This window comes from Paraburkholderia sp. Tr-20389 (assembly GCF_017104565.1).
Classification (GTDB): Bacteria; Pseudomonadota; Gammaproteobacteria; order Burkholderiales; family Burkholderiaceae; genus Paraburkholderia.
Genome location: NZ_JAAGPD010000037.1, coordinates 78,763 through 102,415, shown reverse-complemented (window position 1 = coordinate 102,415; position 23,653 = coordinate 78,763). Strand labels below are relative to the sequence as shown.

General features: G+C 62.2%; 20 protein-coding genes. 5 read left to right on the top strand and 15 right to left on the bottom strand.

The window, feature by feature from the left end; genetic code table 11:
• The first annotated feature begins 204 nt into the window (after positions 1-204).
• Positions 205-1,308, top strand: coding sequence for an OpgC domain-containing protein (locus G3N95_RS28535; protein WP_205973445.1), 1,104 nt, complete (start codon positions 205-207; stop codon positions 1,306-1,308).
• Positions 1,309-1,394: 86 nt separating this feature from the next.
• Here G3N95_RS28535 and G3N95_RS28530 read toward each other — a convergent pair whose 3' ends face one another.
• Entirely contained in the window at positions 1,395-2,480 is a 1,086-nt protein-coding gene (locus tag G3N95_RS28530) for an AI-2E family transporter (protein WP_205973444.1), read from the bottom strand.
• 377 nt (positions 2,481-2,857) lie between these two features.
• Between G3N95_RS28530 and G3N95_RS28525 the strand changes: the two genes are divergently transcribed.
• Positions 2,858-3,145 carry a DUF3331 domain-containing protein gene (locus G3N95_RS28525; protein ID WP_205973443.1) on the top strand — a complete coding sequence of 96 codons (288 nt, stop codon included), beginning with the start codon at positions 2,858-2,860 and terminating at the stop codon, positions 3,143-3,145.
• A 55-nt stretch (positions 3,146-3,200) separates the two neighbouring features.
• Here G3N95_RS28525 and G3N95_RS28520 read toward each other — a convergent pair whose 3' ends face one another.
• From G3N95_RS28520 to G3N95_RS28500, 5 genes are all read right to left on the bottom strand, one after another.
• Positions 3,201-4,136: an alpha/beta hydrolase gene (locus tag G3N95_RS28520; RefSeq protein WP_205973442.1), complete on the bottom strand. Its 936-nt coding sequence runs from the start codon at positions 4,134-4,136 to the stop codon at positions 3,201-3,203.
• Between the two features lie 54 nt (positions 4,137-4,190).
• On the bottom strand, positions 4,191-4,682 hold the full coding sequence (locus G3N95_RS28515; RefSeq protein WP_205973441.1) for a thioesterase family protein: 492 nt from the start codon (positions 4,680-4,682) through the stop codon (positions 4,191-4,193).
• Positions 4,683-4,769: 87 nt separating this feature from the next.
• The gene (locus G3N95_RS28510) at positions 4,770-5,735 is read right to left on the bottom strand and encodes an L-carnitine dehydrogenase (protein WP_205973440.1); all 966 of its coding nucleotides are present in this window, start codon (positions 5,733-5,735) and stop codon (positions 4,770-4,772) included.
• Positions 5,736-5,785: 50 nt separating this feature from the next.
• Positions 5,786-6,715, bottom strand: a complete 930-nt coding sequence (locus G3N95_RS28505; RefSeq protein ID WP_205973439.1) for a 3-keto-5-aminohexanoate cleavage protein — start codon at positions 6,713-6,715, stop codon at positions 5,786-5,788.
• Positions 6,716-6,802: 87 nt separating this feature from the next.
• Positions 6,803-7,753 (bottom strand): choline ABC transporter substrate-binding protein, encoded by a 951-nt coding sequence (locus tag G3N95_RS28500; RefSeq protein WP_205973438.1) that lies wholly within the window; start codon positions 7,751-7,753, stop codon positions 6,803-6,805.
• 315 nt (positions 7,754-8,068) lie between these two features.
• On the opposite strand from G3N95_RS28500, the gene G3N95_RS28495 reads away from it, so the two are divergent.
• Positions 8,069-9,061 carry a GlxA family transcriptional regulator gene (locus G3N95_RS28495; RefSeq protein WP_205973437.1) on the top strand — a complete coding sequence of 331 codons (993 nt, stop codon included), beginning with the start codon at positions 8,069-8,071 and terminating at the stop codon, positions 9,059-9,061.
• A gap of 72 nt (positions 9,062-9,133) precedes the next feature.
• Here the strand turns inward: G3N95_RS28495 and G3N95_RS28490 are convergent, their stop codons facing one another.
• The 3 genes from G3N95_RS28490 to betC form a co-directional block, all read right to left on the bottom strand.
• Positions 9,134-10,276: a porin gene (locus G3N95_RS28490; protein WP_205973436.1), complete on the bottom strand. Its 1,143-nt coding sequence runs from the start codon at positions 10,274-10,276 to the stop codon at positions 9,134-9,136.
• 238 nt (positions 10,277-10,514) lie between these two features.
• The gene (locus G3N95_RS28485) at positions 10,515-11,438 is read right to left on the bottom strand and encodes a choline ABC transporter substrate-binding protein (protein WP_241019009.1); all 924 of its coding nucleotides are present in this window, start codon (positions 11,436-11,438) and stop codon (positions 10,515-10,517) included.
• An 83-nt stretch (positions 11,439-11,521) separates the two neighbouring features.
• Entirely contained in the window at positions 11,522-13,063 is a 1,542-nt protein-coding gene (gene betC / locus G3N95_RS28480; RefSeq protein ID WP_205973434.1) for a choline-sulfatase, read from the bottom strand.
• Between the two features lie 144 nt (positions 13,064-13,207).
• Here betC and G3N95_RS28475 point away from each other — a divergent pair, with 144 nt between their 5' ends.
• Positions 13,208-14,134 (top strand): LysR substrate-binding domain-containing protein, encoded by a 927-nt coding sequence (locus G3N95_RS28475; RefSeq protein ID WP_205973433.1) that lies wholly within the window; start codon positions 13,208-13,210, stop codon positions 14,132-14,134.
• Between the two features lie 148 nt (positions 14,135-14,282).
• The gene (gene purU / locus G3N95_RS28470) at positions 14,283-15,161 is read left to right on the top strand and encodes a formyltetrahydrofolate deformylase (protein WP_205973432.1); all 879 of its coding nucleotides are present in this window, start codon (positions 14,283-14,285) and stop codon (positions 15,159-15,161) included.
• 55 nt (positions 15,162-15,216) lie between these two features.
• Here purU and G3N95_RS28465 read toward each other — a convergent pair whose 3' ends face one another.
• The 6 genes from G3N95_RS28465 to G3N95_RS28440 all read right to left on the bottom strand — a co-directional run bounded on the left by G3N95_RS28465 (position 15,217) and on the right by G3N95_RS28440 (position 23,652).
• Positions 15,217-16,884, bottom strand: a complete 1,668-nt coding sequence (locus G3N95_RS28465) for an APC family permease (protein WP_205973431.1) — start codon at positions 16,882-16,884, stop codon at positions 15,217-15,219.
• Between the two features lie 136 nt (positions 16,885-17,020).
• A complete protein-coding gene (locus G3N95_RS28460) occupies positions 17,021-17,884 on the bottom strand; it encodes a glycine betaine ABC transporter substrate-binding protein (RefSeq protein ID WP_205973430.1) in 864 nt (287 codons plus the stop codon).
• Positions 17,885-19,165: 1,281 nt separating this feature from the next.
• On the bottom strand, positions 19,166-20,323 hold the full coding sequence (locus tag G3N95_RS28455; protein ID WP_205973464.1) for a hybrid-cluster NAD(P)-dependent oxidoreductase: 1,158 nt from the start codon (positions 20,321-20,323) through the stop codon (positions 19,166-19,168).
• Between the two features lie 52 nt (positions 20,324-20,375).
• Positions 20,376-21,656, bottom strand: coding sequence for an aromatic ring-hydroxylating dioxygenase subunit alpha (locus G3N95_RS28450; RefSeq protein ID WP_205973429.1), 1,281 nt, complete (start codon positions 21,654-21,656; stop codon positions 20,376-20,378).
• Between the two features lie 41 nt (positions 21,657-21,697).
• On the bottom strand, positions 21,698-22,477 hold the full coding sequence (locus G3N95_RS28445; RefSeq protein ID WP_205973428.1) for an electron transfer flavoprotein subunit beta/FixA family protein: 780 nt from the start codon (positions 22,475-22,477) through the stop codon (positions 21,698-21,700).
• Complete coding sequence (locus G3N95_RS28440) at positions 22,474-23,652, bottom strand: electron transfer flavoprotein subunit alpha/FixB family protein (RefSeq protein ID WP_205973427.1); 1,179 nt, start codon at positions 23,650-23,652, stop codon at positions 22,474-22,476. Before G3N95_RS28440 ends, G3N95_RS28445 begins: the two co-directional genes overlap by 4 nt.
• Between the last annotated feature and the right edge of the window lies 1 nt (position 23,653).

Below are 23,653 nucleotides of genomic sequence, written 5' to 3'. Positions count from 1 at the left end.
CGAAAATGCAATGAGGGTGAACTCTGAGAGATAATGTCGGTCAATCAATGGGTCCCAAGTGCGCAACCAGCACCGTCCCGCGCACAGGCAGCAACTGCGCCAAAGCCCCCCACCATTCCCGCTTCACCGAAACCGCGCTGCGCGCCACCCGCGCACCGTCTCGGGGAGGCGTTTTGCTGAAAAAGCAGAAAAAGCAGAAAACGCATGCAGACATCAAAAAACCGTCTGATCGAGCTGGACTTCTTCCGAGGTCTCGTTCTTTTATTTATCGTCGTCGACCACATCGGCGGCAGCATCCTGTCGCGCGCCACGCTCCACGCGTACGCGCTGTGCGACGCGGCCGAAGTCTTCGTCTTCCTCGGCGGATTCGCGACGGCCACGGCCTACGCGTCACTCGCCAACCGTCACACGGAGGCCGACGCACGCAACCGTTTCTTCAAGCGATCACTGGAGTTGTACCGCGCATTTCTGGTCACGGCCGTCCTGATGCTGGTCGTGAGCGCCGTCATGAGCGCCTTCAGCATCGACGCGCCCAACATGGCCACGACCGATCTCGACGACATGATGGACACGCCTGCCGCCGTCCTGCGCGACATCCTGCTGTTCCGTCGCCAGCCGTATCTGGCTTCCGTCCTGCCCATGTACGCGTTCTTCGCGTTCGCGGTGCCTATGATCCTGCCGCTCGCGCGCAGCAAGCCGTGGCTGCTGCTCGCGGGCAGCCTTGCCGTATGGGGCATTGCGCCGTCGATGCTGCCGCACCTTCCCGTCGCGGAAAATGCGCAATGGGACTTCAACCCGTTCGCATGGCAGCTGATGTTCGTGCTGGGTGTGATCGCGCAGACACAGCCTGTCTATCAGCGCACGAGCGCGCATCGCTACGGCTGGCTGGTGACGGCGCTCGCGTGCGGCATCGTCGCGGCGGCCGCCTGGTTCAAGCTGTTCGTGGAAGTGACGCCGCTCGACAGCAGCCTGAAGCAGAATTTGTCATGGCTGCGTGCAATGAATTTCCTCGCGATCGCGTGGCTCGTCGCGAATATGGTGCGCCTCGGCTGGGCGAGGGAGATCGCGCAGCGCCTGCCCTGGGTCGGGCTCGTCGGGCGCAAAGGCCTGCTGTGCTTCGTCGCCGGCACAGTGATCTCGCTGGTCGTCGACTCGCTGCTGTACACGGCCACCGACGGATATCTGAACGTGCCGCTCGGCCTCGTCGCCGACGCCGTCGCCATCGGCTCGCTGTTCGCCGTCGCCAAGGCATCCGTGCCGATCTCGCGCGTGTTGACCCTACGTCTGCGCGGCTCCGGCCCCGCCTGAGCCTTGCGATCAGGCCGTCAAATCGGCCCCGAGCCTGACCGCCCCGGAATCCCAGACGCAGCAAGCAAGAGCGCGGCTCAAAAGGCTCAGCGCTCGATCCACTCGGTCCACAGCACCATCAGCACCGTCATCAGCGCAGGGCCGACGAACAGGCCCAGCAGACCGAAGGTCTCCGCGCCGCCAAGAATCCCGAACAGCACGAGCAGGAAAGGCAAGCGCGCGGAACTGCCGATCAGCACAGGCCGCACGAAGTGCTCGGCGACAAACGCGACGACGAAGCCGAACACGGCAAGACCGATCGCCGGAATGAGCGCGCCTTGCTCGACGAAGATCCACAGCGCCGCGCCGCAGAACACGACCGGTGCACAAAACGGCAGCATCGCCGCAATCGCCGTGACGAAGCCAAGCAGCGCGGCATGCGGGACGCCCGTCAGCATGTAAGCCACCAGCAGCAGCGCACCCTCGCCGATCCCGACCACCACCAGCCCCGACACCGTCCCGCGCACGGCCGCCGCCATCCGCTCGAACAGATGCATGCCGTCATAGCCGAACGCGCGCCGCACGCCCTTCATCAGCTCGCAGGACAGCTTCGGCCCCGCCTGAAAGATCACGAACAGCGTGACCAGCATGAACGCGAACAGCATCAGCGCATGCGCGGCGCGCGCGCCGAAATGCCGCCCGAACGTGACGACGGCCCCACCGTGCAAGCTCTTCATCGCGGGCGAATCGCGCAACGGCTGGCTCAGGTTGTCCTGCCACCAGCTCCCGATCTGCGCCGCACCGAACGGCAGGTGCTGCACGAAGTCCGGCACAGGAATGCCGTTCTCCTGCACGCCGCGCGCCCATTCGATCACGTCGTGCGCCTCGGACGCCGCCTGCGCAATGCCGATACCGACGGGCAGCAGAAACAGCAGGCCGATCGCAATGGTCAGAACGGTCGCGATCAGCGTCGACCGCCCCTTGAAGAACTTGTGCTCTTCGATCCGGTGAAACGCCGGCCACAGCGCAATCGCGATCACGCAGGCCCACGCAATGGCAGGCACAAAATCGCGGATCACCCAGATCGCCAGCGCCACCATCACGGCATACAACGCGGTCGACGCGATTCGCTGTACCTTGCGGCGATTCGGCAGGTCGGCTTCGGATGGAACGTCGGGCGGGCGCTGGTTCATGTGACCTCGTGAACAGGTTCGATGCGCATTCAGCAATGGCGCATCGCTATGATGATGCAGGCAAAAGCCGTCCGCAGATGCAAGCACACGGGATGCCGCACCCCGCTAGTCCGGCTGCCGGGCCGCCCATCTTATAGGATGCGGCCCGCGGCCGGATCACCCCGCCAATGATCCCGCCCTTTTCTGCTTTTCATACAACAGTTCGTTGCATATTTGCGCGCAATCGATCCGATCGCCCGCAAATCCGCTTTGTACCGTTCCCGTACACAGCAGCCATCTCATTATTGCGGAATCGGGAACAGTGTTTCTACTCGGACACAATGGCTCTCACGCGCGCGCGGGACTAAATTCGGCACACCACAACTACGGAGCCGACCATGACGACCTTGGAGTGTTTACCGTTGACGGGCGCTGACGGGTTGCGCATCGAGATTCTCGAGCACTCTGACACGACGCTGGTGATCCGCTGGATCGAACCGGGCCGCTGCCACTATGGCGAACAGCGCTGGCGCCGCCGCTCGGCGCATACGTCGGGTACCTGCGCCGTTTCGCGCCGCAAGATTCGCCGCGGCGACGCGGTCTTCAAGCCCGCAGAACGTCCTGCCCCCGCAAACGCCTCCGCGATGATCGCGGCCGAAGTGCTCGAACACGCGCTCGCCGCATAACCAGCATTTCGAGCAACAATCGATCTTCGACGGATCAGTACAGTTGGAGCGGCAGTCAGCTTGCCGCGTGCTCGACGAGAAAGCGGCACACTTCGCGATGCATCCATTGCACGCCGGGGCTCGTCGCCAGCGCACGCCACGATCCGTGGACAAGACCAGCGCCGACGGGCGCGTGAGCCTGCCCGCCCGCCGCGCCGATGCGTTCAACGAACACGCGCGCATCGTCGCGCAACGGATCGTGCTCGACGCCGATTGCCAGCGTCGGCGGCAATCCGTCGTAGCGCAACGCTTCGAGCGGCACGGTCCACGTGCAATCGGACCGACCGCGCCAGTACAGCGCGCCGTAGCGCCGCACGTCGGCAAGCGTGAGCATCGGCGCATCGGCCTCCGTGTCGCGCGCGGGCAGTTGCGGTTCGACGCCCAGCATCGGATAGACCAGCGCGAGACCGCGCACGCCTGGCACACCCTCGTCGCGCAGCCGTAGCGCGACGCTCGCGGCCAGCGTGCCGCCCGCACTGTCGCCCGCGAGTTGCAGCGAGCGCGGCAGCGGACCGAACGGCAAACTGCCGTCGAGCGCAGCGCGCGTCACCGCCAGGCAATCGTCGTGAGCGGCGGGCGCGGGATGTTCGGGCGCCAGCCGATAATCGACGGCCACGACGCACAGTCCCGTATCCGCGACGATGCGCGCAGTGATCAGCTCGTGACTCGCAAGCGAGCCGACAACGAACCCTCCGCCGTGAAAGTACAGCACCGTGCCCGACGCGCGCGCGTGGTCGGTCGGCGCATACAGTCGCACCATGAAGGAGTATCCGCCCATGGGCGACGTGAACAGCGCATCCCGAGTCGTCACACCGTCGGGCAGCGGCGGCGTGAACGCTGCCGCCAGTCGCTCGTACATCGCGCGCTGCTCAGCAGGAGTCGACTCGCCGCGATCGGCAGGATAAAGACTTTTCGTGCGTTCAACGAACGCAACGATCTCAGGCTCGAGCATGGCGCGTGCTCCGCTTATCAGTTGCCCAATTATCCACGCAGATGCCGGCCTTCTTTAGGTGCGCGTCTGGCCCGGCAAACCGATCACACGCCCTGCATAGCGGGCGGCAGGCAGCGCCGCCTGAGCCTCGACCAAAGCACGCACGCGCGCCTCGACATCGGCGTCGAAGGAGGCGGAACTCGGCCCGCTCGTATCGACGTGCAACAGCATCTGCTCGCCCGCTGCGACGGGCTCTTCACCGTCGCCGGCGAACATTTCGAGGTACAGGTGCATGCGCTTCGCGTCATGCGCCAGCACGCGCATCTCGGTCCGCACTTTCGCGCCCTCCTTGATTTCGTGCAGATAGTTGATGTGCGCTTCAAGCGTGTAGATCGAACGGCCGCGCGCCTTGCGCACTGCGTCGTCGAGGCCGATCTGGTCGATCAGCGCATCGGTGGCGAAGCTGAAGATCAACATATAGAACGCGTCGCGCAGATGGCCGTTGTAGTCGACCCACTCGGCGCGCACGACGTCGTGATACGCAGGCAATTCCGCATGTCGCGGCATGGCGAATGTCTCCGTCGCTTTGAATGGATACCTTGCGCGTGCGGGATATCGGCTCCGATGCCCCACACGCGCTGATGATACGCGACCTTATTCGTCGGCCCGCAAGCCATGACGCGCTTTCGTTTCCGCAATCGCGGACAGCACGTTCGTGATGCACTCGTCGCGATAGCGTTCGAGCTGCTTGATCGAACGCGGACCGACCTGCTCGGCCGTTCCGTCGACCACGCGATCGATCAGTTTGTCCGTCAGCTTCGGCGCAACCAGCTTCGTCCACGGCAATTCCAGCGCGGGCCCGAACTGCTGCATGAAGTGCCGCATGCCCGCATCGCCGCCCGCGAGCGTATACGTCAGGAACGTGCCCATGAACGACCATCGTATGCCCGCGCCAAAACGGATTGCATCGTCGATCTCGCCCGTCGTCGCGACGCCTTCATCGACCAGATGCAGCGCCTCGCGCCACAACGCTTCGAGCAGGCGATCCGCGATGAAGCCGGGCACTTCCTTGCGCACATGCAGCGGCCGCATGCCTAGCGTGCGATAGATCTGCATGGCGGCATCGATGGTCGACGACGCAGTCCGCTCGCCGCCCAGCACTTCGACGAGCGGCAACAGATACACAGGGTTGAACGGATGCCCGACGATGCAGCGCTCGGGATGCAAAGCCCGCGCGTAGAAATCGGTCGGCAGCAGGCCCGATGTCGAAGAAGCGATGATCGCGTCGGGCTTCGCGGCACGGCTGATCTGATCGTGCAACGCAAGCTTCAACTCCTCGCGCTCCGGCGCGCTTTCCTGAATGAAATCCGCCTCCGCGACGCACTCCTCGATCGTCTTCACGAAGCGCAAGCGCTCCTGCGATGCACCCGGCGCCAGTCCAACGCGTTCGAGCGCGGGCCATGCATTCGCGACGTTGTCGCGCAACTGCTTCTCGGCGCCGGGCCCCGGGTCCCACGCGACGACGTCCAGGCCGTGCGCGAGCGCGCGCGCCACCCAGCCGCTGCCGATCACGCCCGCGCCGATTGCAGCCCATGTCTTGATGTCGGTAATCACTGCCATTGCCGATGTTCCTCAGAAAATATTCGAAGCGTTCAATACCGTTGGTTCGATCAGGCGAACTGTTCGACCGCGCGTCTTTCGAGCAACCGTTCGCCGCGCGCGGGTAGACCGAGTTTCTTGCGACCTTCCGCCGGCGTCAGCGCACGGCCGCCGAGCCGTTCGATGATCTCGACCGCACGCGTCACCAGTGATCCATTGCTCGCGGGCACGCCCCTGTCGAGCCAGATGTTGTCTTCGAGTCCGACGCGCACATGACCGCCGAGCAGCATCGCCTGAGCGAGCATCGGCATCTGCATGCGGCCGATGCCGAAACCGGCCCAATGCGCACCGTGCGGCAGGTTGTCGACCATGGCCTTCATCGTCGTGGTGTCGGCGGGCGCGCCCCAGGGAATGCCAAGGCAAAGCTGAAACAGCGGCGGCGCATCGAGCAGACCTTCTTTCAGCAATTGCTTCGCGAACCACAGATGCCCCGTATCGAAGATCTCCAGCTCCGGCTTGACACCCAGTTCCTGGATTCGCTTTGCGCCGGCGCGCAATTGCGCGGGCGTCGACACATAGATGTAGTCGCCGTCACCGAAATTGAGCGTGCCGCAATCGAGCGTGCAAATCTCGGGCAAGAGTTCCTCGACATGCGCAAGCCGCGTCAAGCCTCCCACCAGATCGGTGTTCGCACCGAAGCGCATTGGATCTTCGCCCGGGCCGATCTCCAGATCGCCGCCCATGCCCGCCGTCAGATTGATGATGACGTCCGTATCGGCGGAACGAATGCGGTCGACGACTTCGCGATACAGATTCGGATCGCGGCTGCCACGGCCCGTTTTCGGATCGCGCACATGGCAATGCGCAACGGTTGCGCCGGCTTTCGCGGCTTCGATCGCGGCATCGGCGATCTGTTTCGGCGTGACGGGGATGGCGGGATGCTTGCCGACGGTGTCCCCTGCACCCGTGACGGCACAGGTCACGATCACTTCATGGTTCATGCGTGCAATTCCTCGTGCAATATCTGCTAGCGGTTGGATCTGAAGAGTCGCAATGAAAAAGTACTCTTCGTATTCGAATGTCAAATTTCAAAGACCGAGATAAGCCTTCACTGCCGGCAAGCCATCCTTGCCGTCATACGTCTTCACGCCCGCCAGCCATTCATCGAGTACTTGCGGGTTCTTTTTCAAATAGGCTTTAGCGGCTTCGGAAGGCTTCTCCTTGTTCATCACTGACTGCATCACCACGTTCTCGAGCTGCGTGGTAAAGCGCAGGTTGCTCACGAGCTTGCCGGCATTCGGGCAACGCGTCAGAAAATCAGGCGATGTCAGTGTATAGACGCGCGCTTCGCCATCGTTGGGACCGAATACGCCTTCGCTGCCGCTCAGGTACTTCATGTCGATCTGGATGTTCATCGGATGCGGCTGCCAGCCGAGAAATACAACCCATTTCTTCTCGCGCACCGCACGGTCGACCGTAACGAGCATGCCCGCCTCGCTCGATTCGATCAGCTTGAATCCGCCGAGACCGAACTGATTGGTCGCGATCATTTTCTGAATCGCGGCATTCGCGCTGCTGCCCGGTTCGATGCCATAAATCTTTCCGTCGAGTTCCGCGCGGTGCTTCGCGATATCGGCAAAGGTCTTCAGCCCTGCGTCGTATTCATAGGTCGGCACGGCAAAGGTCGCCTTCGCACCCGTCAGATTGGGCGGCTGCAACACGTTGATCGATTTCGCGTCGACGAACGGCGCAATCGCCTTTTCCTGCACCGGCCACCAGTAGCCGAGCGACACGTCCAGTTGCTTGCTCTTCAAACCGGCAAACGAAATCGGCACGGAGGCCACCGTCGTCACCGGCTGATAGCCCAGTCCCTCGAATACCGTCGACGCGAGCGCCGTCGTCGACGTGATGTCGGTCCAGCCGATATCCGCGAAATGCACGGCACGGCAGCTCGCCGGATCCTGCGCGAGCGCGGGCAACGACAGTGCGGCCAGAAGGCCGGCAAGACATGCGGAAACAGCCTGGTTGATCCACTTCATGACGATCCCCTTTGAACCGGCTCGTAATGGTTTTGAACGCCCGCGACGCGGGCGACGAATGAAACGACAACGACGTGATGTGCATTAAAGGTACAAATCCATATTCCGGCAAAATCGACCGCCAGCGACCCGTTCTTGCTCGCGAGCGACCATGAGGGAAAACCAGCATGCGGCACTACGCCCGGTGAAGGCCGCGCGAATGGTGCGCTGCGCCATGCGTCGCGCCGATTATTGGCGGCTTGCCGGCTTGCATGCTGCTTGCTACGCTCGCCGGATTCGACGAATCCGGTCGACCTCACTCCCGACGATCGAGCGATGCCCGAAGACATTTCGTTTCTGCTGCTGCCCGGCTTTTCGGCCATCGGCTTCATGTCGGCCATCGAGCCTTTACGCGTCGCGAACCGCTTTCGCGAAGATCTGTACCGCTGGCACATCTTGAGTGTGGACGGCGCGCCCGTCACCGCGAGCAACGGTATTTCGCTGAATGCCGAAGCCGCGTTCGGCGATGTGCATCACGCGTCAACGGTCTTTGTCGTAGCGGGCTTCGAGCCGCTCGCGTGCTATAGCCGTGCGCTCGGCGACTGGCTCAAGCGGATGGATCGTGCGCACGCCACACTAGGCGGCATCGACACGGGTGCGTTCATTCTGGCGGAAGCGGGACTGCTGCGCGCCACGGACAGCGTGACACTGCATTGGGAAGCGCTCGCCGCGTTTCGCGAGCACTATCCATCGGTGCAGGCCAGCGACGAGTTGTTCGAAATCGGCGAACGGCGCATTACCTGCGCGGGCGGCACCGCTTCGATCGACATGATGCTCGACCTGATCTCGCGCAATCACGGCGCCGCGCTTGCTTCAGCGATATCCGAGCAATTCGTCGTGAGCCGCATCCGTCAGCGGTCCGATCATCAGCGCATGGAAATCGCCGCGCGCTACGGCGTGCACAACCGCAAGCTGATTCAGGTGATCGGCGTGATGGAACAGAACATGGAAGAGCCGCTTGCGCCCGCCGATCTGGCGCAGGAAATCGGCGTCACGCGCAGGCAGCTCGAACGGCTCTTCTGCTCATCGTTGAAGGACACGCCGACGCATTTCTATCTGCAATTGCGGCTCGATCGCGCGCGTGAGCTTTTGCGGCAGACGGACATGTCGATTACGGCGATCTGCGTCGCATGCGGATTCGAATCGCCTTCGCATTTCTCCCGGACCTATCGGGCGCGTTTCGGCGCGAGTCCGCGCAGCGACCGCAGTCCGCCGCATCACGGGGCGGGCGGCAGAACGCTTTCGACACGCGAAGCCGCCGCACCCTGACTCGCCGGATGGTTCTTTAGACCTGCTTCGCCCGTTGCGGGCAAAGCAGATGGGTGCAAGTACTCGATACGATCAGAACGAGTGGCGCATGCCAATGCGGACGTCGGCTTGCGTCGTCGTGGTGGACGGCGTGAAGCTATAGCCGATCACCGCATCCACGCCGCTCGAAGCCTTCAGATAGTCACCCGAAATATAGACATCCGTCCGCTTGGAAAGCAGATAATGCGCGCCGAGCGAGCCCTGATTCCAGTGGTGCCCTTCGAAATTCGTGTACTGGTAGCCGCCGATCACGCTGAACGCCGGCGTCACCTGCCAGCTGGCGCCGCCTTCGCCGACCTTCATGTGCGACGTGACGCCCAGGCCCTTGATCGTCGTATAGGTGAAGTTGCCCATCAGCGTCACGTCGCCGATCGCGTAGCTCGAGCCGATACCGAACGTGCCCTGCTTGTCGACGGGGAACGGATTGCTCGAGAAGAGATCCGTTCTTGCGCCCGTTGCCGGATCGACGGTGACCGTCTGCTGGCCGAGGAACGTGTGCACGCCGAGCATCGCATACGGATCGAATGCGTAGATGCCGTGCGGATTGTTAAGTTGCGTATAAGCCGCGCCCGCCGTGAATGCTCCGTTGGCATAGTGCGCACCGACGCTCCATGCGCTGTCCTGATGGAAGTCCCCCGCGACATTGCCGAACGAATACATGCCGCCGAACATGAAGCCCGCGAATTCATTCGACAGGAACTTCACCGAATTGGGCAGACGGTCGCCATTGAAGCGGTCGAAGTCGCCCTGGTGAATCGCGTAGCCGCTCGCCCATGCCGAGACGTTGTACAGGTACACCATCTCCTCCGTCATATCGAGCTGATTGCCGAACGACAGCGTGCCCCACTGGTTCTTCAGGCCCACATAGGCCTGACGGCCGAACAGCGTGCTGCCGAAGCCCAGCTGCCCATTGCCGAGGTGAAACCCGCTTTCGAGCACGAATACCGCTTGCAGTCCGCCGCCGAGATCTTCCGTGCCTTTGATGCCGAAGCGGTTGCCGTACGAAATGCCGTCGTCGAACTTCACGACATGCGAGCCGCCCGTGTTATTGACCCACGTAATGCCCGCGTCGAGGATCCCATACAGCGTGACGCTGCTTTGCGCATGGCTCGCGTTCGAAACTCCGGCGAGCGCTAGCGCGACGCCTGTCAGTGCTGCGGCATTCAGCTTTTTCATCGTATCGTTCTCTCTTGCCTGGCTATGAGGGAATAGGAATGCGAAGCGCACTCCGCGGCGTGTGCAATTCGCACCACGATGAAGGCACAGTACAAATCCATTTTTCATTCGACTCGACCAGACACGACACACATTGGTCTGATAGCGACACGACTGCAAAAAGAAATACACGTGTCACAAATGAAAAGCGCGCGGCCCTTCGGCTCCGCGCGCTTTTTGAAGTACTTGCAATGACGCTTTAGTGAATGCCGAGTTGCGCCTGAACAGCCTGCAATCCGTCTGCTCCGCTCGTGGTCGTCACGCCCTTGAGCCATGCATTTAACAAATCGGGATTACCCTTTAGCGCAGTCAATGCCGCTGTATTGATGTCCACCTTGTTTTGCAGAACGTTCGCAATGATCTGGTTCTCCATGTCGACATTGAACGTCATCTGTTGAAACAGCTTCGCGAGATTCGTGCACTGCCCTGCAAAACCCGGACGCGTCACCGTATTCACCGTCGCGCCGCCGTAGTTCGGCCCGAAATACGCGTCGCCGCCAGACAGATAGGTCAAGTGAAATTTCGTGTTCATCAAATGCGGCTCCCACGCAAGGAACACGATCCACTGCTTGTCCCGCACGGCCCGCTCCACTTGCGTCAGCATGCCCGTCTCGCTCGATTCGACCACCTTCCAGTCACCGAGCCCGAACGCCTTGTCCGCAATCATCTTCTTGATGTTCTGATTGGCGGGTGCGCCCGGCTCGATGCCATAGATCTTGCCGTTGAACTGATCCGCATGTTTGACGAGGTCGGCAAACGAATGCACACCGGCCGCCGCCACGTAATCCGGCACGGCGAGTGTGAATTTCGCGTTGGTCAGATTCGCGTGCAGCACGTCGATCGAGTGTTCGTCAACGAACGGTTTGACGAGCGGACCTTGTGCGGGCATCCAGTTGCCGAGAAACACGTCGATTTGACCTTTTTTCAGGCCCTGATAGGTGATCGGCACCGACAGGTTCGACACGTTCTGCTGATAGCCGAGTGCTTTCAGCAGCACACCCGCCACTGCATTCGTCGCGTCGATGTCGGTCCAGCCGGGATCGGCCATGCGCACCTGCGTACAGCTTTGCGGTTCGGCGGCATGCGACGATCCCGTCAAGGCCATGCCGAATGCAGAAAGCATCAACGCAGCCTTGGCAAGCGAACTTCTCCAGCGTGTGTTCATCGTAGGGCTCCCGTATCGAGTTGTCTTCGTTACCAGATTGATCAGCGCGAGACGACGCGCGGGTAACGCGCCATCGCTTCGAGCGTATCGAGTTCGATGTGATTGCGCATATAGCGCTGGCTCGCATCGTTGAATGGCTGCCAGTCCCATGAGCGGATCGTGCCTTGTGTCGTCGCCTCGAAGTGAAAGCGGCGGCGGCGCTGGCTGGCGAGCACAGCTTGATGCAGTGCGGGAATATCCCAGCGCTGCGCGATCTCTTTGCGAAAGGCTTCGACGAGCGTCGCGGCTGCCGGATCCTGCGCAAGATTGACACGTTCCTGAGGATCATTCGCGAGATCGTAAAGCTGGTCCGGATCGACGGGCGTGTGAATGAACTTGTACTGGCCGCGCCGGATCATCAACATCGGCGCAATCGCGCCTTCAGCAAAGTATTCGACGATGGCTTCGTCGTGGCCGCCGTCGTTGTGCAGATGCGGAACGAGACTGTGTCCATCGACGGTATCGGGCCACTCCGAGCGGCGCGCTCCCGTTGCCATTCCGACCAGCGTGGGCAGAAGATCGACATGCGATACCGACGCCGCCACGCGATGCGCGTGAAACTGCTTCGGCGCGTGCACGATCAGCGGCACGCGCACGCCGCCTTCGAAGCAGGTCATCTTGTACCAGAGGCCGCGCTCGCCGAGCATTTCACCGTGATCCGACGTAACGATGACAATCGTATCGTCGGCGAGTCCCGTTGCCTTGAGCGTGTCGAGAATCGCGCCGAATTGCGCATCGACATACGATAGCGCGCCGTAATACGCGTGCCGCGCATCGCGGATCTGTTGTTCCGTTGGCGGCGTGAGGTCCGCTTCGTAGACGTCGCGCAGGCGCTTCGAATGCGGATCGCTTTCATCGCGCGTGAGCGTGACGCGCGGCATGTCGATCTCTTCATCGCGATACATATCCCAGTACTGCTGCGGTATCGCGTAAGGATCATGCGGATGCGTCAGCGACGCGACCACGCAAAACGGCCGCGCGTCGCCGCCCGCCGAGCGCTCGCGCACGATGTCGAAGAGCTTCTGTCGCGTCGTGTAGGTGACTTCGTCGTCGAAATCCAGCTGGTTCGTACGCACGCACGGTCCCGCATCCAGCACCGAACTCATGTTGTGATACCAGCTGGGCCGCACGTCCGGGCGATCCCAGTCCGGCACCCAGCCGAAATCCGCGGGATAGATGTCGGTGGTCAAACGCTCTTCGAAGCCATGCAACTGGTCCGGGCCGCAGAAATGCATCTTGCCGGAAAGGATCGTCCGATAGCCCGCGGCACGCAGATAGTGAGCGAACGTCAGTGTTTGCGCAGGCAATTCGGCGGCGTTATCGTAAGCACCGATTGCAGCGGGCCGTTTGCCCGCCATCATCGAAAAGCGGGCCGGCGCGCACAGCGGGCTCGCGCAGTACGCGGAATCGAACACGACGCCTTCTTTCGCGAGCGCATCGATGCGCGGCGTCAGCGAGACCTGATTGCCATACGCACGCAATGCGAACGGCGTCATCTGATCGGCCATCAGGATAAGGATATTCTGCTTTGTATTAAGGCTCATGGACGGGGCGGATTAGAATCGTACGGTTACGCTTCGAAGCGCGGTGCTCGCAACAGTGCGGAACGCCGCGCATTCACTTCACTATTGCCGCTCATTAAAACGTTGTGAAGGCGGCGTGCGCTTATCGGCCCATAAGGGGATCTTATGCCGGGACCAGACCGTCTTCCGCCGATGCAGGCTCTATCGGCCTTCGAATCGGCCGCGCGACTCGCGAGCTTCACGGCCGCCGCGCGCGAGCTCGGCTCGACGCAGCCCGCCGTGAGCCAACGCATCGTGCAGCTCGAAGAAGATCTCGGCGCGCCGTTGTTCGAGCGCGGCCATCGCGGCGTGACGCTCACGCCCGAAGGCGTGCTGCTGTACGAAGCGGTGCGCAGCGGGCTCGACACGATCCGCGAGGCCACCTCCGACATCCGCGCGCGCCGCGCCACGGGCGCATTGACGATACTCACCGACGCCGGTTTCGCCACTTACTGGCTGATGCCGCGTCTTGCACGCCTCAAAGCATCGATGCCCGGCGTCAACGTGAAGATCGTCACATCGCAACTCGGCTACGACCCGCACCGCGATCATGCCGACATCGCCATTGCATTCGGCGACGGCCATTGGCCGCCCTGCACGTCCACACGCCTGTTCGCCGAAGCTGTCACGGCCGTGTGTTCGCCCGCCTTCCAGAAGCTGCACCCGGCCGTGCATACGGCCGCCGATCTCGCCGCACTGCCGCTCCTGCACGTGCAGCCCACCGAGCCCGAGCGCTGGCTCGCGTGGAATAGCTGGTTCGCCGCACACGGCCTTGCCGCGCCCGAAGAAAGCCAGGGCATGATGTTCAACAGCTATTCGCTCGTCGTGCAGGCCGCGCTGATGGGCCAGGGCGTCGCGCTCGGCTGGACGCCGCTGACCGACGAACTCGTCGCGACGGGTCAGCTCGTGCGTCTGCTCGACACGCCCGTGACGACCGAGCGCGGCTACTACCTCGTCTGCCCGCCTGCCCGCCCCGCGCCCGCCGCCGTGCCGCTGTTCCGGCGCTGGCTTTTCAACGAACTGGTGGACGCGAGCGAGCACGCGCACGCCTGACGTTCCGATACTACGAGCACGGCGCTTCGGTTCTATGCGCGCGCAAATTGGGCTGATTTACTTGATCATCCCGCTTGCCGCGCCACGCTGCGCTGCACGACCACTGGCGCGGCCATGCGGGAATCCCATATCGAAGACAGAGGACCGCATGCCCGCCACCGATCGCCACCAGCAGTTCGCGCTGACCCTTTCCTGCCCGAGCGCCGCCGGACAGGTCGCCGCCGTCGTCGGCTTTCTCGATCGGCATCACTGCTACATCGACGAGCTGACTGTGTTCGACGACGACATCAGCGAGCGCTTTTTCGTGCGCTGCGTGTTTCATGGCGTGGGTAGCGCGCCCGACGCTACGTTGCATATCGACACGCTACGCCACGAGTTTCGCCCCATTGCCGCCGACTTCGACATGACATGGGCGATGCACGACCTCGAGACGCGGCCGAAAGTGCTGATCATGGTGTCGAAGCTTGAACACTGTCTGGCGGACCTGCTGTTCCGCTGGCGCATGGGCGAGCTGAAGATGGACATCGTCGGCATTGCGTCGAATCACCCTGATTTCGAGCCGCTTGCCGCGCAGCACGGTCTGCCGTTCCATCACTTTCCGCTGACGCCCGAAACGAAAGCGCAGCAGGAAGCGCAGATTCTCGACCTGTTCGAAACGAGCGGCGCGGAACTGATGATCCTCGCGCGCTACATGCAGATTTTGTCCGATGAAACGAGCCGCGCGCTCGCGGGCCGCGCGATCAACATCCATCACTCGTTCCTGCCCGGCTTCAAGGGCGCGCGGCCGTATCACCAGGCGCATGCGCGCGGCGTGAAGCTGATTGGCGCGACGGCCCACTTCGTCACCGACGATCTCGACGAAGGTCCGATCATCGAACAGGAAGTGCAGCGCGTCGATCATTCGTATGGTCCGGAGCGCATGCTTGCCGTGGGCCGCGATGTCGAGTGCATCACGCTGGCGCGCGCGGTGAAGGCGTTTGTCGAGCGCCGCGTGTTCATCAATGGCGATCGAACCGTCGTGCTCTAAAAGCACAAGCCGCCGCGCTGCATCGCAGACGCGGCGGCCAGCATTCAGGCGATGCTCACAGAAACGGCTTCGCCAGATGATGCGAGAACCACACCACAAAAACGGCTAGCAGCAATGCGCCGTACGGCAGCACACCGCGCAGGCCGGCAGGCCGCGCGCCGCCCTTCCACTCCATGTCCTGCTGCATGCGCGCCGGAAAGCGCCCACGGTCCTGCCAGTAATGGCGGAACATGAACACGGGCACGATCAGCAGCATCGCGATCAGACCGTTGCGCATCGTCCCCTCGCCTTGCATGTCGGCGCCCGCGCCGATGAACGCGAGATCCAGATAGCCGCACAACGCACCCGCTGCGAGCAGCCACGGCGGGCAGCGGAACGGACGGTCGGCATCCGCGCGATCCAGCCGGTGAATCCAGCCCGATTGCAGATTCAGGAACACAAAGATCATGTAGCAGACGTTCGAGATCGACAGTACCGTCATGTAGTCGGACATCAGCAGCAGGATCAGATTGAAGCCGAGATCGGTCCACATCGCGCGCGTCGGCGCGCCGTGCTCGTTGACGTGCGACAGATACTTCGGCAGCCAGCCGTCGACGGATGCCTGATACAGCGTGCGCGACGAACCCATCATCGACGTCATCACGATCAGCAGGATGGTGAGCATCAGCATGACGACCACCACGTCGAACACGATCGCGCCGCCGCCCACCATATGCGCCATCGCAGCCGCCACACCCGTGCCGTCGGCGATTTTCGGATCGAGCATACCCTTCGTGCCCAATACACCCTGGAACGCGAGCGGCACGAGCGTCATCACGAGCAGACACGCCATGCCGGACCAGAAGATTGCCTTGACCGTGTCGGTACGCGGATTGCGGAATTCACGCGTGTAGCAGACAGCCGTCTCGAAGCCATACGCGGCCCAGCCCGCCATGAACATCGCGCCGAACGCCATCGTGATGCCCGCGCCGTTCCATGAGCCGAATGTCGCTGCCGTTACGTTGCCTTGTGCGTCGTGTCCGAGCGGCAGCAGCGGCCACAGATGCGCAGCGGGCACATCGCCCGTGACGAACGGCACGATGCCGACGATCAGCAGCGGCGCAAGCGAAGCAATCCCGAGAATGCGCTGCGTTTTAGCGGCTTTTGAAGCGCCGCTATGCTGCAGCTTGAAGGTGATCAGCAGGAAGATCGCCGCGATGATGAACGTCGCGTTGATGCGCAACGACAGCCCTTGCTTGATGAAGCTCAGGTCGAGCAGTGTCAGACGCCATGTGTTGATCGCGGCGTCGGGTGCATACAGACTGGAGAGCGCGTAATTGGCGGCGAGGCCCGTGCCCAATGCGAGCATGGGCGACCACGCGAGCCAGTTGCACCACACGGAAACAGGCGCAATGGTCTTGCTGTAGCGCACCCAGGCCATCGCGCCATACACGGACGCGCCACCCGACTTGTGCGGGAAAAGCCCTGAAATTTCAGCGTAGGTCGCGCTTTGAATGAGACCCATCAGGATCGCTGCGACCCAGATGGCCCACGCGGGTTGACCGATCGTCGCCGATACGCCGCCGATCGTGAACAGCACGCCGCCAGGCACGCCGCTCGTCACCCAGAATGCGTCTTTCCATGTGAGGCCGCGTTGCAGCGCATGGCCTTCATGTGCGGCGCTGTCGCTCGTACCATTGCTCGAGCCTTCGATACTGCGCGAGCGCAGTCCTGTCTGATCCATCCAGAGTCTCCCTTTTTAGAAAGAGCCTGCGCGCTGGCTGGAACACAAACAACCGGTGACACGGCGATGCGGATGCGCGCGCAGCGCATTCGCATCGCCATTAAAACCCTAATTAGAACGCGTTAGAGAAGGACGGTTATTGTGCTCCGCCTACCCAGCTATTCACGCGGTCGCCGTGTGAGGCGATCCACGATCCGGCTGCGTCGGCAGGCTTGGCGCCGTTCTCCGTCGCCAGCATGACGCTGTCGATTTCGCCCGGCTTCCATTGAAATTTCTTCAGAAACGCGACCACTTGCGGAGCCTTTGTATCGAGGCCCGGATTGACGACGCTATCCACGTGCTCGGACTCGCCGTACACCTTCTTCGGGTCTTCGAGGAACTTCAGCTTCCACTTCGCGAACATCCAGTGCGGCACCCAACCCGTGACGATCACAGGTTTATTGGCATTCATTGAGCGAGCAAGTTCCGCGGTCATTGCGCTGCCCGAACTCGGCATCAGTTGATAGTCGAGGTTATAGGCTTTGATTGCCTCGCTGGTTTTCTTCATCACGCCCGCGCCGGCGTCGATACCGACGATACGGCCCGAGAAGTCGGCCTTATGCGCCTGCAGGTCGCTGATGCTTTTCTCGGGTACGTCGGCGGGCACAATCAGACCGATCTTCGCGTCGGTATAGTTAGCTCCCAGGTCTTGCACCTTGCCCTTGAACTGATCCCAGTACGCGCCGTGCGTGACGGGCAGCCATGCCGACAGAGTCGCGTCGAGATCGCCGCGCGCGACGCCCTGCCACATGATGCCGGCTGCGACGGGCACGAGTTGCACCGGATAGCCGAGACGTTTTTCGATGATCTGCGCGGCGACGTTGGAAGTGGCGACGCTGTCGTCCCAGCCTTCGACGTAGCCGATCTTGATGGTGGGTTTGGTATCTGCAGCCGCCGTGCCGATCGCGGTCATGGTTGCGATCAGTGCCCCGCACAACATCAGTTTTTTCAGGTGCTTCATGGTCGATCTCCTTGTGGCCGCAGGTGCGGTGTAGTTTTAGAATCGCTAACCAGAAAGTCGATGGTGGTCGGGTTTGCGACGGGTTCTTGTCTGTATGCGACTTGGGTTTTTTCTTCTCTGCGACGCAGTCGCCGTTTAAGGTTTTGTTTGTCTGCGACGCAGTCGCAGTTCCTGGTTTTTCGCTGGCATCCGCGTGATGTTGTCTTGTTTCAGGCGTTGCCCCTGTGCGGGGCGGCACCTACTTTTCTTTGCAGCGGCAAAGAAAAGTAGGCAAAAGAAAGCCGCTCACACCGCCAATCCTTCTTCTTGCCTGCGGGCCCCCTACGGGTCCCGCACTCCACACGGCAACACACCTTTTAACGCCCGTTGCCAGCGCGCTAACAAGCGCATCACCCACTCCAGCAACCCGTAGTTCAGCCAGCGGCAGCGAGTCGTCTGCGCCGCCCAGGTGGCAAACTGTGTGTAGGTTTTCGCACCACATGCATTAGCGATCCTACGACACCAATCCGCTTTTCAGTCCGGAGTGGTGCACTTCTATCGCGACGGCCTACACACAGTTTGCCGCCTGGGCGGCAGTGGACTTCCTGGTACCGCGGTCCATGACGCGGGCATGTAAAGCGGGTGATGCATTCAGTTAGCACGATGGCAACGAGCCGAGATTAGTGCGCTGCCATTTGAAGCGCGGGACCCGTAGGGGGCCCGCAGGCAAAAAACAAGCGCTAGCGGTGTGAGCGGCTTTCTTTTGCCTACTTTTCTTTGCCGCTGCAAAGAAAAGTAGGTGCCGCCCCGCACAGGGGCAACGCCTGAAACAAGACAACATCACGCGGATGCCAGCGAAAAAAAAGGCGCTCGCCAGCAAAAAAACCAGTAGCGATACTACGACACCAATCCGCTTTTCAGTCCGGAGCGGTGCACCTCCGTCGAGACAGCCTACACACAGTTTGCCGCCTGGGCGGCAGTGGACTTCCTGGTACCGCGGTCCATGACGCGGGCATGTAAAGCGGGTGATGCATTCAGTTAGCACGATGGCAACGAGCCGAGATTAGTGCGCTGCCATTTGAAGCGCGGGACCCGTAGGGGGCCCGCAGGCAAAAAACAAGCGCTAGCGGTGTGAGCGGCTTTCTTTTGCCTACTTTTCTTTGCCGCTGCAAAGAAAAGTAGGTGCCGCCCCGCACAGGGGCAACGCCTGAAACAAGACAACATCACGCGGATGCCAGCGAAAAAAAAGGCGCTCGCCAGCAAAAAAAAACCAGAATGGCGACTGCGTCGCAGACAAAAAAATCACTTCTCAACAACAAGATCGCTCAACGGCTTGCTACAACACAACAACACCATCCCCTGATCGATCTCACGCTGCCGGATCCCACCGTTGTGCTTCATATCCACCTGGCCAGAAACAAGCTTGACCTTGCATGTGCCACACATGCCCTGAGTACATGAAGCCGGCAACCGAACCCCGGCCTGGCGGGCCGCATCGAGCACATGTTGCGTCGAACCACATTCAATCGACCGATTGCTACGAGTAAAGCTCACCGAAAAGGTCTGCGTACCATTCGCAGCATGGCCATCAGCCTTGTGCTCGGCCTCGAGCACTTCCGCCGCAACTTGCGGCTCAGCCTCGATCAAGGTCTCGAACGAAAAACTCTCCTCGTGATACTGCTTGCGATCAAAACCCGCTTCATCGAGCAGATCGCGCACCGCCTTCATATAAGGCGCAGGTCCGCAAGTGAAAACCTCACGCTCCATGAAATCCGGCGCAATCAGCTTGAGCAAAGGCAGCGTCAAGAACCCGGTAATCCCCGGCCAGCTGGTCCGTGCACCCACCCGCTCACAAACAAAAGAAGTTCGGAAGTTCGCCTGATTCGAAGCAATCAGATCCAGTTCCCGGGGAAAGATGATGTCGTCAGGCGTACGCGCGCTATGCACGAACACGATGTCGCGGTCCTCGCTCAGCTCGTGGTGCGCACGGCTCATCGACATCAGCGGCGTAATGCCCGACCCCGCCGACAAAAACAGATACTTGCGCGCCGGATGCCGCGCGCAGGTGAATTCGCCCGCAGGGCCCAGCACGCGCACGCGCGCGCCCGCCTGCAGGTTGTCGTGCAGCCAGTTCGATACCTTGCCACCCGGCACGCGCTTCACCGTAATCGAAATGGTGTGCGGGCGCGTCGGCGACGATGAGATCGTATAGCAGCGATTGATCGTCTCGCCCTCGATGTCCAGTTCGAGTGTAATGAACTGACCCGGCTCGAACACGAACGCACGGCCTTCCGGCGAACGGAAGAAAAAGCTCTTCACGTCGTGCGTTTCCTGACGAACCTGGCAGCACACGAGCGTCTCCTCGACATCGCTCGTCCAGCGCGCCGGCAACGCGCTCCAGAATTCGGGCTTCGTCACGCGGCTTTCGACGGGTTCGAAGGTTGCTCCATCGCGCATCATTGCTTGCTCCACTTGCCGCCAGGCATCCGGTCGGTGTTGTCTGAAGGCTCGGTCAAACGGCCTTGATGTTGAACGTGCGCGGCTCCGAAGCCGAGCTGTCGATGTGCGCAGCCACGCGCCGCACATACCAGTCGCTGAACTTCTCGACCAGCCCTTCCGTGAACGGCGAGTACGGACCCGGCTCATACGCGCTGCTGGACGCGCCGCGCTGCGAGAATTCGACGAGCGCACGGTCCTGGTCGTTGGTCGCGTTCCATACGGCCGTCAGGTTGCTCACGTCGTAATCGACACCCTCTTGCGCGTCCTTGTGCACGAGCCACTTGGTGCGCACCAGCGTTTCACCCGCCGACAGCGGAATCACCGAGAACGTCACGATGTGATCGCTCATGAAGTGATGCCACGAATTGGGCTGCGTCCAGAACGACAGGCCGCCAAGGTCGGCTTGCCTGAATTCGCCCAGCAATTTCTTCGACGCGACCTTCGCGTCGAGCGTCTGCGATTCGCCGCTGCGATCGAGCGGCAGACGTTGCGTGCGGAAACCCGTCACGTCCGACAACCGATCGATCTCGACGGACGGCAGATCCATCTCTTCCCATTCCTTGGCCCGCTCGATGCAGGTGCGCTCGAACGCGTCCATGCCTTCAGCGTTCGCCGGCGAGCGCTGATAGCCGAAGCCGTATTCGTAGAGGGAAATGGTCAGCTCCGGATGGTTCGCGACGCAGTGGTAGCACTCGCGGTTGTTCTCCATCGTGAGCTTCCAGTTGCCTTTCTCGATGATGTCGATCTGCGCGGCGATCTTGCAGTTCGGCAGATCGTGCGGCAGCAGATACGGCTCCATCGCGGCGCGCATCACGGCGAAATCGACGGGCGGGTTTTCCGCGAGGCAAACGAAAATCAGGCCCGCCAGGTTCTCGACATGCACGCTCTTCAGGCTGTGCTTGCAGCGATCGAACTGCTCGCCCATGTGCTCGGCGAACATCAGGTCGCCCGACAGGTTGTATGTCCAGCTGTGATACGGACACACGATATTGCCGACGCTACCCTTGTCCTCGTTGCACAGGCGCGCGCCACGATGGCGGCACACGTTGTGGAAGGCGCGCACGTTCATGTCGTCGTCGCGCACGATCAGGATCGAATCGCTGCCGAGTTCGACGGTCACGTAATCGCCCGGCTCGGGAACGTCCGGCTCGACGGCGACCTGAATCCAGTGTTGACGGAAAATCGCATCCATATCGAGCTTGAAGATTTCTTCGCTCAGATAGAACGGTGCTTCGAGGCTATGTCCCTGCTTGCGCCGATCGACGAGCGCCTGAATGTCTGCCGATACTTTCATGTGTGCTCCGGGTTTGCGAGGCCGTGTGGGTGCGGCGCAAATCAGTAATCGATGAGTTGATGCTCGCGCAAATAGGCAAGTATCACTTGTGCTTTTTCGACCGAAGTCCCTTCAATTACGACGCTGCCGCCGCGGCTTTCCGTGGTCGTCGCAGACAGCATACGGGCATGGCCCGAACGCTTTTCCGCCGCGGCGAACCGCACCGGTTTGCGCGTGACGGCCGCGATCTGCCATTGCGCGGCTTCCGTATCGGCGACTGCCTCCGCGCGTCCCGGCTGGATCGAGCCCGCGCGCAGCCGCGCGTACGCATAACGCGGCGTCACGCTGGCCAGCGGATGCACGGCGACGACAGCGGGCAGCGCGACCTCGACGCGGCGGCGTACACCTTTCGGCAAGAATTGCCGCACCGTCGCCCGGCCGCCTGCCACCGTCACGTCGACGGCCGTGCCGGCGAGCGGAACCGACAGCGCATCGGCGAGACGGTAAGGCAGCATGCCGCTGTCGAACGCGCCTTCCGCGCAGGTGCCCGTCAGCACGAGGTCGTATCCTTTGAGCCGCGCCGCAAGCAGCTTCACGGCATCGTCATTGGCGCCGCAGGTCAGCACTTCGACGTGTTCCGCACCCAGCGCCAGGTAGTCTTCGAGTGCGGGATTACCCGGATCGCCCGCATGCAGCACGTCCAGACGCGCCGCGTGCTGGCTCGACAATTGACGGCCGATTTCGAGCGCGGCGGCATCGTTGCGGCTATAGCGCGCGACGCCGCTGACGGGATGCCTGCCGACCGACACGAGCACTGCGATTTTTTCGAGCTTGCCGTTCATGCCGCGACTCCTTCGACGATCGGGTTGGCAACAGGCGCAGCGGCACCGCCGCGTCCAGAACGCGCACGATCGATCTCGTCGATCAGCGACGCGATGGTGGCCTGCGTATCGCCGATGATCGTCAGATTCGCGCGCTTCACGATAGGCGCGCTGCCGTCCAGGTTCACCGCGATCACATGACGGCAATCCTTGATGCCCTGCAAATGCTGCACGGCGCCAGAGATGCCGAACGCGATATACACGCTCGCTTCGACGGTCTTGCCCGTTGCGCCGATCTGCTTGTCGCGCGTGAACATGCCGTTGTCGACGGCCACTCGGCTCGCGCCGATCGCCGCGCCGAACGTGCCCGCGAGTTTCTGGAACGCCGCGACATCCGTGACCCCATTGCCCGCCGATACGATGAAATCGGCCTCTTCCAGCGCAACCTGAGCCGCGTCGATTTCCTCGATGCCGAGATCGCGGTACGCACCCGTCGATGCATCGTTCGTCTGCGCGAGAGCGGGCACGTCCAGCCGCTCGCCTGCGCCGACGAACGGCAGCCGCGTATCGACCGCACCCGCTGCCAGCAGAATCACATCGGGCAGCGCGCGTGTTGCGTAGGCCGTCTTCGCCTGCGCATAGGTCGACACTTCCTTCGCGTCGATCTGCACGACGTGCGTCGCGATGCTGGCGCCCGCGAGCGCGGCGTAGCGGCGGCCGAGATCGCCGTCGCCCGTCGCGTTGTCGGGCATGAAAATATGCGCGGGCGTGAGTTGCGCGACACAGGCCGCGACGGCCTGCACTTCGCGTTCCGGTGCGAACGTGCGTCGATCGAACGACGGCAGTTCGATCACCTTGTCGGCGCCGAGCGCGGCGGCATCATCCTTCAGTTCGCCGAGCACCAGCAGCGCGACTTGCGTCGTGGCGTCCGCGATCAGCGCGGCGGCGGCCAGCGCCTGACGAGTGTGATCGTCGAGCGCGCCGCGGTCGCTGTGTGCGACCACGAGCAGCGTGCGTTGCGGCGCCTGCGTCGTGCGCAGCGTTTTAGCGGCACCATGGCCGTGCGCGCCCGCCTGCAACGCATGGTCATACGACGCGCCTGCCACATGCTCCGCGCCGAGCGTGATGCGCTTCAGCCCTGCCGCCGTGATGACGAATGGCCGGCGCGGATCGATACGTTTGATGGTCGTATTCATC

Bases quoted from the DNA above. Each gene is read 5' to 3' on its own strand.
- G3N95_RS28535 (WP_205973445.1), top strand. From the start codon at position 205: ATGCAGACATCAAAAAACCGTCTGATCGAGCTGGACTTCTTCCGAGGT.
- G3N95_RS28530 (WP_205973444.1), bottom strand. From the start codon at position 2,480: ATGAACCAGCGCCCGCCCGACGTTCCATCCGAAGCCGACCTGCCGAAT.
- G3N95_RS28525 (WP_205973443.1), top strand. From the start codon at position 2,858: ATGACGACCTTGGAGTGTTTACCGTTGACGGGCGCTGACGGGTTGCGC.
- G3N95_RS28520 (WP_205973442.1), bottom strand. From the start codon at position 4,136: ATGCTCGAGCCTGAGATCGTTGCGTTCGTTGAACGCACGAAAAGTCTT.
- G3N95_RS28515 (WP_205973441.1), bottom strand. From the start codon at position 4,682: ATGCCGCGACATGCGGAATTGCCTGCGTATCACGACGTCGTGCGCGCC.
- G3N95_RS28510 (WP_205973440.1), bottom strand. From the start codon at position 5,735: ATGGCAGTGATTACCGACATCAAGACATGGGCTGCAATCGGCGCGGGC.
- G3N95_RS28505 (WP_205973439.1), bottom strand. From the start codon at position 6,715: ATGAACCATGAAGTGATCGTGACCTGTGCCGTCACGGGTGCAGGGGAC.
- G3N95_RS28500 (WP_205973438.1), bottom strand. From the start codon at position 7,753: ATGAAGTGGATCAACCAGGCTGTTTCCGCATGTCTTGCCGGCCTTCTG.
- G3N95_RS28495 (WP_205973437.1), top strand. From the start codon at position 8,069: ATGCCCGAAGACATTTCGTTTCTGCTGCTGCCCGGCTTTTCGGCCATC.
- G3N95_RS28490 (WP_205973436.1), bottom strand. From the start codon at position 10,276: ATGAAAAAGCTGAATGCCGCAGCACTGACAGGCGTCGCGCTAGCGCTC.
- G3N95_RS28485 (WP_241019009.1), bottom strand. From the start codon at position 11,438: ATGCTTTCTGCATTCGGCATGGCCTTGACGGGATCGTCGCATGCCGCC.
- betC (WP_205973434.1), bottom strand. From the start codon at position 13,063: ATGAGCCTTAATACAAAGCAGAATATCCTTATCCTGATGGCCGATCAG.
- G3N95_RS28475 (WP_205973433.1), top strand. From the start codon at position 13,208: ATGCCGGGACCAGACCGTCTTCCGCCGATGCAGGCTCTATCGGCCTTC.
- purU (WP_205973432.1), top strand. From the start codon at position 14,283: ATGCCCGCCACCGATCGCCACCAGCAGTTCGCGCTGACCCTTTCCTGC.
- G3N95_RS28465 (WP_205973431.1), bottom strand. From the start codon at position 16,884: ATGGATCAGACAGGACTGCGCTCGCGCAGTATCGAAGGCTCGAGCAAT.
- G3N95_RS28460 (WP_205973430.1), bottom strand. From the start codon at position 17,884: ATGAAGCACCTGAAAAAACTGATGTTGTGCGGGGCACTGATCGCAACC.
- G3N95_RS28455 (WP_205973464.1), bottom strand. From the start codon at position 20,323: ATGATGCGCGATGGAGCAACCTTCGAACCCGTCGAAAGCCGCGTGACG.
- G3N95_RS28450 (WP_205973429.1), bottom strand. From the start codon at position 21,656: ATGAAAGTATCGGCAGACATTCAGGCGCTCGTCGATCGGCGCAAGCAG.
- G3N95_RS28445 (WP_205973428.1), bottom strand. From the start codon at position 22,477: ATGAACGGCAAGCTCGAAAAAATCGCAGTGCTCGTGTCGGTCGGCAGG.
- G3N95_RS28440 (WP_205973427.1), bottom strand. From the start codon at position 23,652: ATGAATACGACCATCAAACGTATCGATCCGCGCCGGCCATTCGTCATC.